The organism is Bathymodiolus japonicus methanotrophic gill symbiont (assembly GCF_019721995.1).
In the GTDB taxonomy this organism is placed as follows: domain Bacteria; phylum Pseudomonadota; class Gammaproteobacteria; order Methylococcales; family Methylomonadaceae; genus Methyloprofundus.
Window position 1 is genome coordinate 1 of the sequence record NZ_BLYC01000069.1, and the last position, 14299, is coordinate 14299.

Genomic DNA, 14299 nt, shown 5'->3' on the forward strand with positions numbered 1-14299 from the left:
ATAGATTTTGTGACATGTTCCGCCCCGTGTCCTCCTCAACTACGCAACAAAACCCTGCTCCGTTAAGGCTCCCACACATGGCTTGACGGCTATTCGGAATGCAATTCTTTGCCTCCCTCGCGGGTTCTGTCGCATAAATCCCCCTTCCCAACGCTATCTGCTATCATAATTCTAAATTTCAATAAAAGGTGGATCACATGCTCAGCTTCAAAGGCACTCACTTTCCAAAAGATGTCATTCTTTATTTTTCAAACAAACGATTAACAATAATGGCTTTCCTGATAAGGTCGTTATGGATAAAAGTGGCGCTAACTATGCAGGATTAGCCAATATTAACCTCTTGTTAATCCTTGCTGGGTTTGCCACTATGATCGACATATTACAGGTTAAATATTTGAATAACATCATCGAACAGGATCATCGATTTATCAAAAAAATAACAAAGCCAATGATGGGCTTTAAAGCGTTTCACTCCGCTCAAGCAACCATTGATGGAATTGAAACAGCACATATGATCCGAAAGGGACAATTGTCTGAGGAAAATATTCCTGCTTATAAGCAGTTTATGGCTTTAGCAGGATAGTTATGCCTGAAGACCAGGAGGTCTGTGCTTTTGATAATTATTGCGACAGAACCTATACGTTTCATCCATGCGCCACGATTTATTGGTTTCTCGTTTCTGAGATTTAGCTTTTACAGCAATGGCAAGAGAATAACGGATAATCCAACGATTGAGCGTAGCATGATCCACTTCAACACCTCTTTCTTTCATAATTTATTCAAGGTCGCGATACGAAACGCCATACCGGACATAAAAGAAAACAGCATAAAGAATGACATCTTTCGGGGAGTCGCTATTTTTGCGAAAGCTTGTTTTGGGCATCCCAGCCCAAGCAAGCAGCAAAAACTTAACGCGACCATTTATGCCTCCGGCGGCCCCGATTCGTCCTCGTCACCTCGTCCCGACCCAACAAGGGGTCGGAACATAGGCTCCAAATGACTTGACGCCGTGTCGGATGGCCTTTTATTTTGTCTCCACCTTCGCTAACGCTCAGACTCCGACAAAATAACGGCCCTACGGCTATCGCGGACTAAAAATCATCACTTCGCTTAGGCTCCGTTTCCCTGATTTTCAGCGTTTGAAAGTGAGTGCCTTTGAAGCTGAGCATGTGATCCACCTTTTATTGAAATTTATCGAACCAATATAAAAGTATTATAGAATAATGATTTTATGATATTGAAAAATCAATATTTATTTTCTTTTATAAGCTCTGCAATACTCGGTTTTCCAATAGATGCAAGCCACAAATCCAGCCCTTCAAGGACTAAATCATTTAATGAGTATTGCCTATCGCTGCGCTTTTTCAGGTTCACATAGTCCAGCATTTCGAAATATAGCGGCTCTGGTAAATATGTCGGCAACTGTTGACGGTTTCCTTCTGCTTTTTTGGGTCTGCCCTTCCCTCTCTTAACTGGTTCTATCACTGGTTTATTCTGCGCGATTTCTTTTTCAGGTTCTGCCGCTGCATTCAATAATGCGTCCATACTTGCATTTTTCTTTGATGTTTTACTGCTCATGATGCCACCTTTAAACTATTTTGTTTTTCCTCTGTTTTTACCAGCCAATCATAAATATTTTTTACTTCCTCGGCGGCTTTGTCCTTTTCGTCATATTCTCCAACCCCAAGACCAAGCCTAGCAGCGTGGCGATATACCTTGCGTTCTACGGTCGAATAAGGACAAACAAGCCCATGAGCAGCAAGCCCTAAGCGCAACTTTTCAAATTCATTACCTACTCAGGCGCGCCATGCTACCTCACGAAATTCCGGGACTCCTGTCGCGTAAAGCTTGTTTTGCATCCCAGCCCAGCAGCAGCAAAAACTTAACGCGACCACTTATGCCTCCGGCGGCCCCGATTCGTCCTCGTCACCTCGTCCCGACCCAACAAGGGGCTCGGAACATAGGCTCCAAATGACTTGACGCCGTGTCGGATGGCCTTTTATTTTGTCTCCACCTTCGCTAACGCTCAGACTCCGACAAAATACGGCCCTACGGCTATCGCGGACTATCATCACTTCGCTTAGGCTGCCGTGGGGCAGCTGATTTTACAAGAAACGTAAAAGGCTTATCAAGGTTTTTAATCATATTAGCGGTGCTTGGTATTGCCTCAAGATCAAAAACAGACGGTTGAACAGGAACAATACAAAGTGTTGCAAATCCGATAATCACATTATGCAGGGTATCGCTTGCGCCTTCGCTGTCAGCCCCGGACGTGCTGATAGTCTCCAGAAGGCGCAGGGAAATTTGCCAATCCGAAGTGCGCGATAGCGCGCGAGGGAGGCTAAAATTTTATCCCGAATAGCCGTAGAGCCATTTGTGGTAGCCATGACTGAGCTGCTTTGTGCTCAGTCTGTGGCGGACGCAGGGCGGCTGGAGCATCTCCTATTCGCTGCGTAGGTGAACGAATTACGGCGACAGGAGTCCCGGAATTTCGTGAGGTAGCATGGCGCGCCTGCTTTTTGTTCCTAAAATGGCTTGGGCTATTTCACGTAAGATTTTTTGTCCCGGCTTAGGCGGGAAGCCCTGATTACAATTGCCACTCGTTATGCTTTATCAAGCAAGCAAGGACTTTTTCATCACTTTTATATAAGTCTACACGGCGTTCATAACTCGCTTGGTTTTTGGTACAAACTAAACTATAAGGTCGGCTTTTTTTCTCGGTCATAAAATCAAGATCACACTGATTACCTTTAATAGACTGCTGAATATGCTTGCGTCTGGCTTCTGCTGCTTTAAAAGCCCATTGCTTTTGCTCTGGGTCATTAAGAAATTGGCTTAACTCAGAACAATCTTTACAGGAGCACGTGATTGAACCGTCTCTGCGCCAATCAGCCGGAGGGGTTAGATTTTTAGCAAGTCGCTTTTGTAAATGAGCAATGATAATGTGTCGTAAGCGAACGATAGCGGATAATTCATTATCTGTTATTATTGCTTGTATTTTTAAAGATGCAGGTAACAGGATGCTATCTATGTCATACATCGTTGGCCAAGCCAGCATATAGTCGAGTGTTTTTTCGGCTAAATCTGTATCAATTAAACTAAAACTAACCAGCATATCTGCGATGATACTCGCCGTTAGAATTTTCCTAGTATGTTCCCAAGGTTTTAGTTCAGGGAAGCGGGCAATGTCTCCAGGCAAAGATAAAAATAAAGCCTGTGCAGCTGCTTTAAGTTGTTGTCTCTGATAGTGCGGATCAAATTATAAACTAAGGTTAACCTGCAGCCATCTGTTATCGGCAATACTTCATGAACGCAATCAGCATAAAAAGCCGCGAAAACAATTTCGGTAGATTCTTGGCAACAAAGGTCGAGTTTCACTTCATTTTGCTGGTGGCGGATCACTAACTCACCACCACTATAAACAGACGGAAGCACAATAATCAGTGTTGCGAACATGCCTTCTGCTTTTTCGGTATCGCGATGAGGCAAAAAAAAATTGCCTTTATCGTAGACTAAAAGCTTATACAATTCTGCGGACACTTCGCCACTAACCCCTACCTCTGAAGTAACCTGACTGACTATATCGGTTATATTTTTTTGCCAATATTTACCACTTAAACTTACTTTAGAGGCATCAATTTGCCAGGTTTTACGCACTTCAGTATCAATAAGCGTTTCATATCCTTTACCATACGGGGCTTGATCAGCAACGTTGATAAGTTGTTCCGCTTGTGCAGGTAAAAGAGGCAAAGAAACTCTGCCAACCTTATTCACTTCTAAGCAAGGTGGAAATATCTCAATCGTTCCTTTGGAATAAAAATCACCAGGAGATTGAAGGTTTTGTAAAAGATTAGCCAGTTGTTTTGTAAGCATATAATTTTATAGTGGATTACGACAGTGTAAGGTGGATCCTAAGGGCAGAATGAGCAACGCTTTATTAAAATAATCAGTCATACTGACGTAGGATGTATCTTACTTGCAGTGAAAAGTAGAACCAGTTTTTATGTGTTTTGTTACCGGAATTACCTTCTATTCAGGCTGTCCTTTATTTCAATAAATTGTACGCTCATTTGTAACTATTTCTTATTGAATCAATACCCTCTACTCCAGTCACTAACATTGCATCGAACAAGTGATATTTTCCTATTCTAAGTCATACCCACTACTGAGAGCTTGCTCCATAGCCGAAAGCTCGTCATCTGTTAGGAATTCAAAGTGAACCGTTTTTTTTCTAGCGGACAAATGCCCGTTATTTTGCAGGCAAAGTTGAATAAATAGATCAATTAGGCGATCTGGCATATCAATGATAGTTTGAATTCCTTTCTTGGTTTTATCATAGTGTGCAAGGAAGCTTAGCTCTTCAACTAATTCTTCCTCAATGGTTTTGCTGACAAAGTCATACAAAGCTTCCGCTTGAGTAGTCATATCCATGTATTGATACCAGCCGGCGGTATCGTTTTCTACGATCATTTCTCCCATTTCATTCAGTGTGTATTCCACTTGCGATAGTAGCGGACGAGAAAAGGCTTCCAGAGAGGCGTCGTAGTCTGCGGGATGCTTCTGCATAACCGCTGAAACAGGAAACATGAGTCCAGGTGGCACCATGCCCTGAAGTGCAAGAATATTGTGGATCAGAAATCGATGGATGCGGCCATTTCCATCTTCGAATGGATGCAGGAAAACAAACCCATACGCTATCGCTGCTGCATGAATAACGGGGGATATAACGTTGTCTTTCATGCGATTATGGGCGACGATTAAACCTTCCATCAGATCCGATAAGTCTTCTGGTTTTGGGCTGATAAAATGAATGACTTCTTTTTGGTAAGCAACGGTTTGACCTACATAATTTTGAAGATGACGGTAATCGCTGTCTTGAAATCTTGTATCAACAATCCGGTTTTGCAATTCAATCAATAAATCCTTAGTGCAAAAGTCCTCTTTTTCAGCCAGAGCTAAAGAGGTGATAAATTTTTCAGCACGAGAAGCATTGGGCTTAATGTGTTCGATTGCAAAAGAAGACTTGGTTTCCTTGTGGTACAGATAGCTGAGCGCGCGACCTAGTAATTCTGGTGAGTAGGCCGTTACGATATCCTCACAGCGGGTACGTAAATCAGCGTAATCCATTTGTATGAGTTTATCTGTTTTCCGGATGATCGGACAGAATGATTTGGTGCCCAGAAGATTATTTACCACACGGTGGCGTTGAGATTTATGCCCCCTGCTGATTGTGTAATAGGTCTTTGGCTCAAGTGCCTCGACATAATTACCTGTTGTACTATTTTCGAGGGGTAGCTGTTGACCTGTCAGAAATTCATAAAAAAACCAGATTCTTCGGGCATACTTTCCGGTTGGTTTTGATTTTATATAGTCTATTAATTCAGCTTGCGGCACACGCTCGAAAATGCGCTGTAAAAGGCTCAGGCTGACGCCATCATATTTCAATGCAAACTCAAGATGACCCCCTACTGTTTCGCCGGGCCAATATTTCAGGGGGTAAATATCCTCAATAGCGCCGTTCTTGATATTTGAACGATGCATACCTTTTTCCGAAACAAAGGATGAGTGCCAATGCGCTATCGCTGAAACTTCCCATTTTTTCAATAAGTAGGCATAACCTGCTGGGCGAATTTTCAAAAGACTTATTTCCATAAGGTAAGCTTATATAATGATGATTATATAAGAAATATAGTTATAAAAAGATATATTTATAATAAATTGATTTAATTATAGGTATTACTGATAAAAATAGATACAAATTAGGTGCTTCCTTGTACTTATCGGTACAGAACCCCTATTTATACCGAGCTGTTGATAGTCGCGGGGATACGCTTGATTTCATGCTTGCCACTATGCTCGACATATTACAGGTTAAATATTTGAATAACATCATCGAACAGGATCACCGCTTTATCAAAAAAATAACAAAACCGATGATGGGCTTTAAAGCGTTTCACTCCGCTCAAGCAACCATTGATGGAATTGAAACGGCACATATGATCCGAAAGGGACAATTGTCTGAGGAAAATATTCCTGCTTATAAGCAGTTTATGGCTTTAGCAGGATAGTTATGCCTGAAGACCAGGAGATCTGCGCTTTTGATGATTATTGCGACAGAACCATATACCTGCTGCAATATCAACTTTACTACCCGTAGTAATGCTTTCCCTGATTTTCAGCGAGGGCTTTATAGTTGTCCGTCTTCGTCCACCCTTTTGGGGTTTTGTCAACCGCTGTCAGCCCCGGACGGGCTGATAGTCTCCAGAAGGCGCAGGGAAATTTGCCAATCCGAAGTGCGCGATAGCGCGCGAGGGAGGCTAAAATTTTATCCCGAATAGCCGTAGAGCCATTTGTGGTAGCCATGACTGAGCTGCTTTGTGCTCAGTCTGTGGCGGACGCAGGGCGGCTGGAGCATCTCCTATTCGCTGCGTAGGTGAACGAATTACGGCGACAGGAGTCCCGGAATTTCGTGAGGTAGCATGGCGCGCCTGGTGTCGGATGGCCTTTTATTTTGTCTCCACCTTCGCTAACGCTCAGACTCCGACAAAACAACGGCCCTACGGCTATCGCGGACTAAAAATCTTCACTTCGCTAAAGCTCCGTTTCCAGGATTTTCAGCGATGGCAGGAGAATAACGGATAACCCAACGATTGAGCGTAGCATGATCCACTTCAACACCTCTTTCTTCCATAATTTCTTCAAGGTCGCGATACGAAACTCCATACCTGACATAAAAGAAAACAGCATAAAGAATGACATCTTTTGGAAAGTGAGTGCCTTTGAAGCTGAGCATGTGATCCATCTTTTATTGAAATTGAGAATTATGATAGCAGATAACGTCGGGAAGGGGGATTTATGCGACAGAACCTTAACATGGTCAGGAAGAGGACGAAAACCTAAATGGATTGGTACATATCTTGCTAGTGGAAAATTATTAGTTGATATTGAAATTGTGTAAAAACGTTATTTTGAGAAAACACTGGAAATTTACATGATTATTTCTTCAAAATTTGATTGAAAAAAGTAGATTTTTAGTATTTTTGAATATTTTTACAAATACCATCCAAAAACACCCTCTGTTGCTCAAAAATATTTTAATGGTACATTCATACCATTTTCCATAAAAAATTCAATAGCTAGCTTTTTATGTGTGCTTAATGGGCATATTTTTTTACATTCAATCAGTTCTGTTTTAATTTTTAAGAAAAACAACAACACGAAACACGTGGGCTTTAAACATGTTGTAGAGTGTTTAATAACTGTTTAAAGACTGTTTAAGACTTTTAAAGCTACTACTGATGCTGGCTACGGGCTGGAAAGGTTAATGTTTACGGGAGTAAAGGTTAATGTTTACGGGAGTAAAGGTTAATGTTTACGGGAGTAAAGGTTAATGTTTACGGGAGTAAAGGTTAATGTTTACGGGAAAGGTTAATGTTTACGGGAGAGAAAAACGATGGATTAACCGCACCAAAGGTTAAAAAAAGTTTGACATTTATTAACCTTTAGATAAACTTTATGTTAAATTACTTATTTAATTTATATTAAATGTGAACTGTTAATTTAATGGATAAAGAGTTAAAAAAACAAGTTGGAGCAATTAGAGTTTCAAATCCTGTGGGTTTATTACCTCGTAAAGCATGGAATGTACTCTTAATTAATGCTTATGAAACCTTATTAACAGAGGATGTATTTACTATCTCTAAAAAAACATTAGCTGAATCTATTGGGTTTAATAGTAATGATACAGATGCACTTGTGGTTGCAATGGATAAGCTTCAATCTACATTTGTAGAATGGGATGTTGGAGGGTACTCTAAAGCTAAAGGTGTTTCTTTTGATTCTCTTAGTAAAAGTAAAGTACAAATGTTAGGAGGAGTGACAATAAAGGGAGGAGATATAATTTATGACTATAGTCCACAATTAAAAAAAATACTATATAATCCTGTTATTTATCAAAGAATTAGCATTTCACAACAAAAAGTATTTAATACTGCTTATGGGTTATATCTTTGGGAGAATTGTTTAAAATTTGTAGGCGTAGGTTCTACAGGGTTTTCTTCAGTGGAGGAATGGAGAAAGCTATTAGGAGCTACAACTAAAGCATACGATGCCTTTAAGATATTTAAAATATCAGTATTAGTTCCAGCAATTAAAGAAATTAATAAACTTAGCAATATTCATATCACATTAAAGACTAAAAAAAAAGGCAGAAAAATTACTCATATTGGATTTGATGTTGTTGAAAATAAACAAGCAACATTTTTTGTCTCTGATGGTGTTGATGATATAAAAAACAGTAAAGAATATCAAAAACTCAAAGAATATAAAATTGAAGAACTTAAGGCAATTACTTTAATACAAGAGTATGGATATAAATATATATCTGAGAAAATAAAGATCACAAAAGAGCAATTAAATATTAAAAATCCATCAGGTTTTTTGATTAAATCAATAGAAAAAGACTGGAAAGATTCAACTCAAGAATTTAAAAAAATAGAACAACTAAAACAAAAAGAAAAAAGACAAAGAGAAGCAGAAAAAAGAAAGAAAGATACACAAAAATCAAAAGAAGTGAGTCAACAAAAAGAAGAGAAACGAAAAGAAATTAAAGAGTTCATCCAATCTTTAGACAAAGATATTTTAAGGTCTTTTAATCAAGAATTTATTGAATTGAATAAAAATACTCCCTTTATTGGAGAGCATTTACAAGGTGGAAAAATAGATTTAAGAAAACCTATTTTAAAAATAAATTACTATGAATTTATTTTTAAAAAGATAAAAAGATAAAAAGAATGCTTTTTATCTTTTTATAAGTCTTTATTTTTTTTATAAATTTTCAAACATTCTTCTAATAAATCAACTTTTTTTTAGTTTCATTGTAAAGGCAACCTGTCTAAAATCTTTATCAAACTCTTCACTAACACGGGTACTAAATGGAATAGTTCTACCTGTTTTATTTCTAGCTTTTTTTTCCGCTACTCTCCTTTTTTTCTTCCTTGTTGGGGGCATGTTCTGGAGCTTCAAGTGTTGTACTTGAATCACTAGGTAGAATGCCTGAACCAAATCGATTTTTACTACCACTTTTTTTAATCTTTCCAAAATCAGCCATATGTTAATCCTTTAGTAATAAATTAATAATTGATGTGATCATTTCATCCGCTTTTTCATTGAGGCTTTTATATCGAGTTTCTGTAATCGTTAGCCCATCATTTTGAGCTTGTCTATAGGCTGGTTTTTCAAGTAAAGCCCCCTCTAATACTTGAAAACCAGATTCTTCGATATATTCTTTTGCATCTTTAATTTCAGCCGGTGTTGTGACTCTTGTTAATGCAAAAGCAATATTTTTAGGGTCTATCCCCTTTTTTTGAAGTTCATAAGCCAGTTTAATTGCTGGAGTGAGATCATCCCTACTTGCACAGGTTGGAAGAATGACTAAATCAGCGACTTTTGCAATATCAAGTGTGGCAGAGCTGGCTCTTGCTGCACCATCAATAATAAGGAGATCATAATTGTCAGCTTGTTTTAAAGCATCTTTTACTTGACTAAATATTTCAACTGAGCCTACAGAGCCATGAGCATTATCTAATCGTATCCTATGCCATTCAGCAAAAGTCCCTTGTTGTGTATCGAGGTCAGCAACTTTCGCTGAAAATCAGGGAAACGGAGCCTAAGCGAAGTGATGATTTTTAGTCCGCGATAGCCGTAGGGCCGTTGTTTTGTCGGAGTCTGAGCGTTAGCGAAGGTGGAGACAAAATAAAACATCGAGTGTAACATATATTAACTATCTTTGTAACTACTCAGCGGAGCTGAGTAGTTACAAAAGAACAAACACTATGCGCTTTCAGCTAGTTTCCTATGCTCCAAACAAACCCGAATCATTAACCCATTTTGAATAGAATCTACCTTAGCTGGTTTAAAGTATTAAAAACCTGAAGTTTCCCAATAATTATTGTAACTACTCAGCGTGTTTTTTAACTTTAAAATCAAATGGATATATTTTAATTTAACCTGACTTTAGTCATTTTCACCTTTAAAAAGGGGTGAAAATTGGACTAAAATTCAGAGAGATACATTAATTATTGTTTTAAATCAATCTGTTATGAGTTTAAATTACGCTGAGTAGTTACTAATTATTTATGGTAAAATTGAAACTATGCTACAACTATATGAAAAAAATAGTCTTTTCATTCGTTTCATACGCTGTCAGCCCCGGAAGGGCTGATAGTCTCCAGAAGGCGCAGGGAAATTTGCCAATCCGAAGTGCGCGATAGCGCGCGAGGGAGGCTAAAATTTTATCCCGAATAGCCGTAGAGCCATTTGTGGTAGCCATGACTGAGCTGCTTTGTGCTCAGTCTGTGGCGGACGCAGGGCGGCTGGAGCATCTCCTATTCGCTGCGTAGGTGAACGAATTACGGCGACAGGAGTCCCGGAATTTCGTGAGGTAGCATGGCGCGCCTGCGGGGAGTCGCTATTTTTGCGAAAGCTTGTTTTGGGCATCCCAGCCCAAGCAAGCAGCAAAAACTTAACGCGACCACTTATGCCTCCGGCGGCCCCGATTCGTCCTCGTCACCTCGTCCCGACCCAACAAGGGGTCGGAACATAGGCTCCAAATGACTTGACGCCGTGTCGAATGGCCTTTTATTTTGTCTCCACCTTCGCTAACGCTCAGACTCCGACAAAACAACGGCCCTACGGCTATCGCGGACTAAAAATCATCACTTCGCTTAGGCTACGTTTCCCTGATTTTCAGCGCAAGTATGGAGCATCCGGTATTTAGCTTGTCCACTAAACCAGATTTTAGAATGCTTGTTTATAAAAACAATGACTCTACAATCAAAATAAAACCTAGTTATACGGGGTTAGCGACAATCCATGATAAAGATATTTTACTTTATTTAGCCTCCAGTTTAATGAATGCTAAGAACAATGGTGAGAAGATACACCAGGTTGTTAGGTTTGTTGCTTATGATTACATGATATCAACAAATAAAAAAACCAGTGGGGTTCAGTATCAGCAATTAAAAGATGGGCTAAGAAGATTAAAAGGTACGGTTATTGAAACTAATATCAAAACAAATGGCACAGAAATAACTAGAGAATTCTCTTTGATTGATGAGTGGGGAGTAATTAAAGAGGATAACAAAGGGAAAATGGCTGCTGTTGAAGTTAAGTTATCAGATTGGTTTTTTAGTTCCATTATGGGCAATGCTGTTCTTAGTATTGATAAAGGCTATTTTGAGCTTAGGAAACCAACAGAGCGACGGTTATATGAGCTTGCTCGTAAACACTGTGGTAATCAGGTTGTTTGGAAAATTAAGCTGGAAAATCTCAAAGGTAAATTAGGCATTACATCTCCAACAAGAACGTTGCGCTTCAATATTAAAAAAATTATCGAAACGAACCACCTGCCCGAATACAACATATCAATGGAAGGTGATGTCGTTATGTTTACTCGTAAATCACCACCGAAAGAAACTACAGAGCCGTATAAATTGCCCAAGCATGTAGCTAAAAAAGAAATTGAGAAGCAGGCAAGGCCGGGCGAGAGTTATAAGCAGACTGCGGCTAGGATTAAAGGGCTTAAGGATGCATTAAAGTGATTAAAAGCATGTTAAATAGTGTGATTTCAGAAATAGCTGATTGGTGTATTAATCGGAATAATGAGTATGGAAGTTATTTTATATCCCGTGAAATTAAAGAAAACTTAGTGGAGTTTTTATGATCATCCTTATTGCATCACAGAAAGGTGGTGCTGGAAAAACTACCATTGCGACAAATCTTGCAGCAAAATTAGCTATTGATTCTGATGTGTTGCTTTTAGATGCTGATAGGCAGCCATCAGCGACCGAGTGGTGTATAGAAAGAAAAGAAAATCACCCTAAAAGACCAAGAGTTAACTGCGTCCAGAGATATGATGATATTGATGATACTTTAGATGACCTTAAAGATCGTTATGAGTATATTGTTGTTGATACGCCAGGTAAAGACTCAATAGAAATGAGGAGTGCTATGCTAGTAGCTGATATTATTATCATTCCAGTAAGGCCTTCTCAAACTGATTTAAATACGATTCCTGTGGTTAGTCGAATAATCAATCAATCAAAAAAAATCAATCCTAATGTGAAAGTTTTTGGGTTATTAACTATGGCATCAACGAACTCTCAAGTTAAAGAGATAAAGGAAGCTACGGAATTCTTTTTAGACTTCCCTTCTATTCCTCTTTTAGACGTAGTGATATCTGATCGTAAAATATATAGGGACAATATGAGTGAAGGATTATCAGTTGTAGAAACTGGGAATTTGAGTGATTCAGCAGCGAAGGCTAAAGAAGAAATTAATTTACTTTACAAGGGGATAGTTGGTGGCCATTAAGAGAAGCAAGGATGTTGAGGCATTAAAACAACAATTTATTAATAACGTTGATGTAGGTACAAGTTTAAATAATTTAACTGAGTTAAGTAATGATCAATTAGTTGACCAATTTGTTTCTATTAGTCAGCAAGCCGCATTATTTCAAGGTCGTATTTTATCCGAGTTAAGAACTAGATTTGGAAATGACGATAGAAAATTTGGAGAATATATATCTACGACAATATTGTCGGACATAGCATCGCATACTCGTACAAGGCTAATTAATTTAGCTGTTTTTTTTGATGCAGATCGCCCGATGGATGGAATTAGTTTATCCGTGGCTTATGAAATATCAGCGCCAAAAAATGCATCTAAGGCTATAGATATTTACAGTAAAGTTGTCGGAAAAAAAATTAGTGTAGCTGATGTGCGAAATATGTTCAAAAAATCGGAATCTAACAGCTATAGTGGTAAAGTAAAATCCGATGCAGGTGTTAGGAATGGTGTGAAGAAAAAAATAACTTCATTGATTGTAGGTTTTGATAATAAAGAAAAGATTAGTATTTTAAAAGAATTGATTAATGAAATTAAAGAGGCTCAATAGGGAGAGGAGATGAATAAAGGGGGATAGTCTTAATATTACTCTTTTGCTTCTTGTGTAGCTAGACAAAAACTCGAATATACAGACATACGGCACATAGATAATGTAAGTTCAAGTAATTGATATTTATAATTAATTTTAATGTATAACTGTGTTTTTATTTTATTATGGTAAACTGATTAAGAAGACAAAAAAAGTCGCTTTAACCAGCAGCTTTTTGACTTTTCAGAGTAACCGGTCATCGTCTGCGCAGCTAAACTGTTGTTCTTATAGCTTAATAATACACATAGAATATATTTAATTTGAATCATTTAACCTACTTTGGTTTAAATGAAATTTCGTCTTTAGAAAAATGCTGCGCAAATACCTGGTTGGTTTTTACGTATGCAAGCCCTAAAAATACAAGCTAATAACGATACTTCAGCAGAAAATTGTTATTTTGATTATCCATCATATAAAAAATGCAATTCTCCAAAGCAATTTCTTGATTTATTAAGCATCGGAGAAGAAGAGCATTGTCGCTGGCTCTACACGCCAAAATCTCTAGAGACAAACAAATGGCATTTCATTGGTGATGCAAGTAAATCTAAGACACCTTTAAAGAAGAGTGAAAAATACAAATCAACTCTTATTGATGTAAAAAGTAATACGAGCTCAAATGATGTTTTTTTTAGTCCCTCTGAGTTTTTTTATTGGCGAAATTCTTCTCAATTAGCAAAATTGACAGCTAATTGGATTGATATAGATACAGTTGGACATAAAAAATTGTCTGATCAAGACGCGTCTATGCTTTTTAAAAAAGTTATCCGAGCGCCGACAGGGTATGTTTTAAGTGGATTTGGCGGAATTCATTTTTATTGGATTTATGACGCTAAACTCGATGCGTATAAGAACGAAGTGATCCGATGGAAGCTGCTTACGCAAGCTATCATTAACTTACTTGCTACGAAGCTTACAACGGATATTTGCACTATTGACTCATCATGCTCTCTGGACCCCAGTCGAGTTTTAAGAATTCCTGGATCTATTCGCATTCTTAGAGAACCTGTTCTAGCAAAAAAAGAAGAAATCCTGGAACTTTTCAATAAGAGGGAAAATGTTTATGCCGCATCAATTGCATCTTTTCCGGATCGCAAAGCTGAGTATGAATACATTACAAAAGAAGGGATTAGCAAACTGGGGAATATTGATGGCGCAAAATACAAAGTGGTACATGCTTTTATTGGCGGACCATTGTACTCGTTTGAGAGTTTAGCTGATGCCTTGAACGTCTCGCCAAAGGTCACTAAAACGGTTCTGTCGCAATAATTATCAAAAAGCGCAGTCCTCCTGGTCTTCAGGCATAAC

General features: G+C 38.5%; 22 protein-coding genes and 4 pseudogenes. 14 read left to right on the forward strand and 12 right to left on the reverse strand.

What is annotated here, in order from left to right:
• Nucleotides 1–244 precede the first annotated feature (244 nt).
• Nucleotides 245–583 (forward strand): annotated as a pseudogene (locus tag K6984_RS28265) (DDE-type integrase/transposase/recombinase); the annotation flags it as partial.
• A 54-nt stretch (nucleotides 584–637) separates the two neighbouring features.
• On the opposite strand, the pseudogene K6984_RS28270 reads toward K6984_RS28265, so the two are convergent.
• Nucleotides 638–883, reverse strand: a pseudogene (locus K6984_RS28270) (IS6 family transposase); the annotation flags it as partial.
• Here K6984_RS28270 and K6984_RS35335 point away from each other — a divergent pair.
• Nucleotides 861–989 carry a hypothetical protein gene (locus K6984_RS35335; RefSeq protein WP_263458885.1) on the forward strand — a complete coding sequence of 43 codons (129 nt, stop codon included), beginning with the start codon at nucleotides 861–863 and terminating at the stop codon, nucleotides 987–989. The pseudogene K6984_RS28270 and the gene K6984_RS35335 overlap by 23 nt on opposite strands.
• Nucleotides 990–1245: 256 nt before the next feature.
• On the opposite strand, the gene K6984_RS28275 is transcribed toward K6984_RS35335, so the two are convergent.
• Nucleotides 1246–1578, reverse strand: coding sequence for a hypothetical protein (locus K6984_RS28275; protein WP_221898363.1), 333 nt, complete (start codon nucleotides 1576–1578; stop codon nucleotides 1246–1248).
• Nucleotides 1575–1775, reverse strand: a complete 201-nt coding sequence (locus K6984_RS28280; protein WP_221898364.1) for a hypothetical protein — start codon at nucleotides 1773–1775, stop codon at nucleotides 1575–1577. Before K6984_RS28280 ends, K6984_RS28275 begins: the two co-directional genes overlap by 4 nt.
• Nucleotides 1776–1807: 32 nt before the next feature.
• Between K6984_RS28280 and K6984_RS28285 the strand changes: the two genes are divergently transcribed.
• Nucleotides 1808–1975, forward strand: a complete 168-nt coding sequence (locus tag K6984_RS28285) for a hypothetical protein (RefSeq protein ID WP_221898365.1) — start codon at nucleotides 1808–1810, stop codon at nucleotides 1973–1975.
• Nucleotides 1976–2225: 250 nt separating this feature from the next.
• Here the strand turns inward: K6984_RS28285 and K6984_RS28290 are convergent, their stop codons facing one another.
• Nucleotides 2226–2387, reverse strand: coding sequence for a hypothetical protein (locus K6984_RS28290; protein ID WP_221898366.1), 162 nt, complete (start codon nucleotides 2385–2387; stop codon nucleotides 2226–2228).
• A gap of 12 nt (nucleotides 2388–2399) precedes the next feature.
• Between K6984_RS28290 and K6984_RS28295 the strand changes: the two genes are divergently transcribed.
• Nucleotides 2400–2573: a hypothetical protein gene (locus K6984_RS28295; RefSeq protein ID WP_221898367.1), complete on the forward strand. Its 174-nt coding sequence runs from the start codon at nucleotides 2400–2402 to the stop codon at nucleotides 2571–2573.
• A 14-nt stretch (nucleotides 2574–2587) separates the two neighbouring features.
• On the opposite strand, the gene K6984_RS31865 is transcribed toward K6984_RS28295, so the two are convergent.
• The 3 genes from K6984_RS31865 to K6984_RS28305 all read right to left on the reverse strand — a co-directional run bounded on the left by K6984_RS31865 (nucleotide 2588) and on the right by K6984_RS28305 (nucleotide 5637).
• Nucleotides 2588–3115, reverse strand: coding sequence for a hypothetical protein (locus K6984_RS31865; RefSeq protein WP_230988339.1), 528 nt, complete (start codon nucleotides 3113–3115; stop codon nucleotides 2588–2590).
• 50 nt (nucleotides 3116–3165) lie between these two features.
• Nucleotides 3166–3873 carry a 2OG-Fe(II) oxygenase gene (locus K6984_RS31870; RefSeq protein ID WP_230988340.1) on the reverse strand — a complete coding sequence of 236 codons (708 nt, stop codon included), beginning with the start codon at nucleotides 3871–3873 and terminating at the stop codon, nucleotides 3166–3168.
• A 270-nt stretch (nucleotides 3874–4143) separates the two neighbouring features.
• Nucleotides 4144–5637, reverse strand: coding sequence for a Fic family protein (locus K6984_RS28305; RefSeq protein ID WP_338024576.1), 1494 nt, complete (start codon nucleotides 5635–5637; stop codon nucleotides 4144–4146).
• 158 nt (nucleotides 5638–5795) lie between these two features.
• On the opposite strand from K6984_RS28305, the pseudogene K6984_RS28310 reads away from it, so the two are divergent.
• Nucleotides 5796–6068 (forward strand): annotated as a pseudogene (locus K6984_RS28310) (DDE-type integrase/transposase/recombinase); the annotation flags it as partial.
• A gap of 79 nt (nucleotides 6069–6147) precedes the next feature.
• Here the strand turns inward: K6984_RS28310 and K6984_RS28315 are convergent.
• Nucleotides 6148–6363 carry a hypothetical protein gene (locus tag K6984_RS28315; RefSeq protein WP_221898369.1) on the reverse strand — a complete coding sequence of 72 codons (216 nt, stop codon included), beginning with the start codon at nucleotides 6361–6363 and terminating at the stop codon, nucleotides 6148–6150.
• Nucleotides 6364–6375: 12 nt separating this feature from the next.
• On the opposite strand from K6984_RS28315, the gene K6984_RS28320 reads away from it, so the two are divergent.
• Nucleotides 6376–6642, forward strand: a complete 267-nt coding sequence (locus K6984_RS28320) for a hypothetical protein (protein WP_221898370.1) — start codon at nucleotides 6376–6378, stop codon at nucleotides 6640–6642.
• Here the strand turns inward: K6984_RS28320 and K6984_RS28325 are convergent.
• A pseudogene (locus K6984_RS28325) lies at nucleotides 6617–6793 on the reverse strand (IS6 family transposase); the annotation flags it as partial. The gene K6984_RS28320 and the pseudogene K6984_RS28325 sit on opposite strands and share 26 nt — an antisense overlap.
• Nucleotides 6794–6823: 30 nt before the next feature.
• Here K6984_RS28325 and K6984_RS28330 point away from each other — a divergent pair.
• The gene (locus tag K6984_RS28330; protein WP_221898381.1) at nucleotides 6824–6958 is read left to right on the forward strand and encodes an H-NS family nucleoid-associated regulatory protein; all 135 of its coding nucleotides are present in this window, start codon (nucleotides 6824–6826) and stop codon (nucleotides 6956–6958) included.
• A gap of 605 nt (nucleotides 6959–7563) precedes the next feature.
• Nucleotides 7564–8787, forward strand: a complete 1224-nt coding sequence (locus K6984_RS28335) for a replication initiation protein (protein WP_221898371.1) — start codon at nucleotides 7564–7566, stop codon at nucleotides 8785–8787.
• Between the two features lie 172 nt (nucleotides 8788–8959).
• Here K6984_RS28335 and K6984_RS28340 read toward each other — a convergent pair whose 3' ends face one another.
• The 3 genes from K6984_RS28340 to K6984_RS28350 all read right to left on the reverse strand — a co-directional run bounded on the left by K6984_RS28340 (nucleotide 8960) and on the right by K6984_RS28350 (nucleotide 10330).
• Complete coding sequence (locus tag K6984_RS28340) at nucleotides 8960–9109, reverse strand: hypothetical protein (RefSeq protein ID WP_221898372.1); 150 nt, start codon at nucleotides 9107–9109, stop codon at nucleotides 8960–8962.
• 473 nt (nucleotides 9110–9582) lie between these two features.
• A complete protein-coding gene (locus tag K6984_RS28345; protein WP_221898373.1) occupies nucleotides 9583–9774 on the reverse strand; it encodes a hypothetical protein in 192 nt (63 codons plus the stop codon).
• Nucleotides 9775–10162: 388 nt separating this feature from the next.
• Nucleotides 10163–10330, reverse strand: a complete 168-nt coding sequence (locus K6984_RS28350) for a hypothetical protein (RefSeq protein ID WP_221898374.1) — start codon at nucleotides 10328–10330, stop codon at nucleotides 10163–10165.
• Nucleotides 10331–10342: 12 nt separating this feature from the next.
• Between K6984_RS28350 and K6984_RS28355 the strand changes: the two genes are divergently transcribed.
• The 6 genes from K6984_RS28355 (at nucleotide 10343) to K6984_RS28380 (ending at nucleotide 14260) form a co-directional block, all read left to right on the forward strand.
• Nucleotides 10343–10603: a hypothetical protein gene (locus tag K6984_RS28355; protein ID WP_221898375.1), complete on the forward strand. Its 261-nt coding sequence runs from the start codon at nucleotides 10343–10345 to the stop codon at nucleotides 10601–10603.
• A 27-nt stretch (nucleotides 10604–10630) separates the two neighbouring features.
• Nucleotides 10631–10777, forward strand: coding sequence for a hypothetical protein (locus K6984_RS28360; protein WP_221898376.1), 147 nt, complete (start codon nucleotides 10631–10633; stop codon nucleotides 10775–10777).
• Nucleotides 10778–10802: 25 nt separating this feature from the next.
• Nucleotides 10803–11600, forward strand: a complete 798-nt coding sequence (locus tag K6984_RS28365; protein WP_230988341.1) for a replication initiator protein A — start codon at nucleotides 10803–10805, stop codon at nucleotides 11598–11600.
• A 118-nt stretch (nucleotides 11601–11718) separates the two neighbouring features.
• Complete coding sequence (locus tag K6984_RS28370; RefSeq protein ID WP_221898378.1) at nucleotides 11719–12372, forward strand: ParA family protein; 654 nt, start codon at nucleotides 11719–11721, stop codon at nucleotides 12370–12372.
• Nucleotides 12359–12955 (forward strand): hypothetical protein, encoded by a 597-nt coding sequence (locus K6984_RS28375; protein ID WP_221898379.1) that lies wholly within the window; start codon nucleotides 12359–12361, stop codon nucleotides 12953–12955. The genes K6984_RS28370 and K6984_RS28375 overlap by 14 nt, the downstream gene beginning before the upstream one ends.
• Before the next feature lie 381 nt (nucleotides 12956–13336).
• Entirely contained in the window at nucleotides 13337–14260 is a 924-nt protein-coding gene (locus K6984_RS28380) for a hypothetical protein (protein ID WP_221898380.1), read from the forward strand.
• Nucleotides 14261–14299: the final 39 nt, after the last annotated feature.